Source organism: Polaribacter sp. (assembly GCF_965656025.1).
Taxonomy (GTDB): Bacteria; Bacteroidota; Bacteroidia; order Flavobacteriales; family Flavobacteriaceae; genus Polaribacter.
Genome location: NZ_CBFHJT010000009.1, coordinates 6,964 through 9,383, shown reverse-complemented (window position 1 = coordinate 9,383; position 2,420 = coordinate 6,964). Strand labels below are relative to the sequence as shown.

Annotated in this window: 3 protein-coding genes; 2 read left to right on the top strand and 1 reads right to left on the bottom strand. The window is 30.7% G+C overall.

Annotated elements, in window-relative coordinates:
• On the top strand, positions 1 to 1,194 hold a 1,194-nt coding region (locus tag ACTG3S_RS02790), incomplete at its 5' end, for a TonB-dependent receptor plug domain-containing protein (protein WP_439127853.1).
• A gap of 1 nt (position 1,195) precedes the next feature.
• Positions 1,196 to 1,675, top strand: coding sequence for a thioredoxin family protein (locus ACTG3S_RS02785; RefSeq protein ID WP_439127852.1), 480 nt, complete (start codon positions 1,196 to 1,198; stop codon positions 1,673 to 1,675).
• Between the two features lie 2 nt (positions 1,676 to 1,677).
• Here the strand turns inward: ACTG3S_RS02785 and ACTG3S_RS02780 are convergent, their stop codons facing one another.
• Complete coding sequence (locus ACTG3S_RS02780; RefSeq protein WP_439127851.1) at positions 1,678 to 2,217, bottom strand: hypothetical protein; 540 nt, start codon at positions 2,215 to 2,217, stop codon at positions 1,678 to 1,680.
• Positions 2,218 to 2,420 lie beyond the last annotated feature (203 nt).

Sequence of the window (2,420 nt, the reverse complement as noted above, 5' to 3'; positions counted from 1 at the left end):
AAGCAAGACAGCATAACAGCAAACAATGCTTTTGGTACAACAAAAGATTTAGCTTGGGTAAATGGTGTACAGTTTACAAAATCATTTAAAAATAATGATGTAATTACTGTTGGGTCTGAATATAATCACACAAATACCAAAGATGAAATTTTAGGGTACAATCGTTTGATAGATCAAACTGTAAATTCTTTGGGATTATACGCACAATACGAATGGAAAATTTCCGATAAATTTACTGCATTAGTAGGAGCTAGATTTGACAATGTTGCAGTAGATGGTACTTATGCTGTTGGCAGCATTAATAGAGATGTAGATGTAAACCAAAATGCGTTTTCACCACGTTTAACGCTATCTTATCAATTTACAGAAGCTTTAAAATTTAGAGGTGGTTATGCCAGAGGTTTTAGAGCATCGCAAGCTTTTAATGAAGATTTACACATTTCTAGTGTTGGTGGTGAGCCAAGTTTTGTAATACTTTCAGACAATTTAAAAACCGAATATTCAAATGCTTTTACAGGTTCTTTTAATTACTCAAAAAACATCAACCTATTACAAATGGATTTACTTTTAGAGGGTTTTTACACGAACATAGAGAACCCATTTACACTGGTAAGTACAGGAGCCGTTTTATCAAATGGCTCTATTTTAGAGGAAGTTAGAAATGGTTCTGGTGCAAGTGTATATGGAACTAATTTTGAGTTTGGCGTTTCGCCAAATCCGAAACTACAATTTCAATTAGGTGGTACAATACAGAATGCAACTTATAATGATCCTCAAACTATTTTTGAAACAGATGGTACTGTTTTAGGTGAAACTGATATTGTTGTAAATAAATTTACGAGAACACCAGATTTCTATGGCTATTTTAACACAAGTTGGTTGCCAAATGAAAAATTTAATTTAGATCTAACAGGAACTTATACAGGCAGTATGATTGTGCCACTAGTAATAAGCAATACCGGTTTTTTAGAATTAAATGAAGTAAATTCATTTTTTGATGTAAATTTAAAATTAGAATCTCACATAGATTTTAGCAAAGATTTTATGACTACTTTTTCTGTAGGCGTTAAAAATATATTTAATAATTATCAAAATGATTTTGATGTGGGCCCAACAAGAGATTCTGATTATGTATATGGCCCAGGAGCACCAAGAACCTTTTTTATTGGTTTAAAATTTGGAAAATTACACTAAAATGAAAAAAACAGGGTATATTTTCTTATTTCTGTTTCTAGTTATATCAACTAAAATAACTGGACAAAACAGCAAAATTAACTGGATTTCTTTTCAGCAACTAGAAGATTCTTTAAAGATAAAACCCAAAAAAGTATTTATTTCTTTTTATGCAGATTGGTGTACCTATTGCAAAAAGATGGATAGAACTGCTTTTAAAAATAAAGAAGTTATCCATATTTTAAATTCAGAATATTATGCTATAAAAATGAATACAGAATCTAAAGAAACCATTTTTTTTGATGCAATAAAATATAGTAACAAACAACTTGAGAAAAGTAGAAGACCAACTCATGAAATTCCTCTTTTATTGGCAAAAAGAAAAGGTAAGCCATTTACATTACCTGTAAATTTAATTTTAGATAAAAACTTTAGAATTGTAAAAAGACGCTTTAACTATATTTCTCCTGAAGAAATGATTAAAATGTTGAAGGAGTTTTAAAACTAATTATCCCAAAGCCTTGGGTTTAGAGACCTGTTACCCAAACTATACACCAAACCAAAAGAGGCATATAAATGTGATCTTTGACTCTCGTAATTTGTAGGAGAAAGTTTATAAAGCAACTGCATATTTAAGCCAAACTTTGGCGAGAACCAAAAAGTAGTACCTCCACCAAAATTTGTAGTTGATGTAGGTCTAAGTGCACTTATAATACTACCTCCAACCACTAAATAAGGTACTACATTGTTTTCAGAAGTGCCAAAATCATAACGTATGGCTCCATCGAAAGTGGTATATTTTTGATTGTCTCCAATTGCAGTTGCAAAAGCCGCGTCTAAAGTAAAACCTTTAAAGATATATCTAGAAATATTTAACCTCGGACTTTGGTAGGCTAACTGACCTCCAACAACTTTACCAGCTTCAAGAGAATATTTGGCACCAGCAATACTAACTCCAAAAGACCATTTCTGATTTTCATTTTGAGCTTTAGACTGAAAAGAAAAAGCTACAATTGCTATGAGTATAAAAAATCTAAATTTCATATTTTGAGGGGATTAGTTAGCTTATAATAACTAAAATCGAACAAATATATTGTAATCTTTAATAAATTAAAACACTTAATGGGTTTTTATTGATATACATCTTACATTTGCACAAAACTTAGCAAGTTGAGTAAGCAGAATATTGTAAATCAATACCAAAAATCTGCGCTAGTAGCGCAGATAAATTCACAACTTCAACAAGA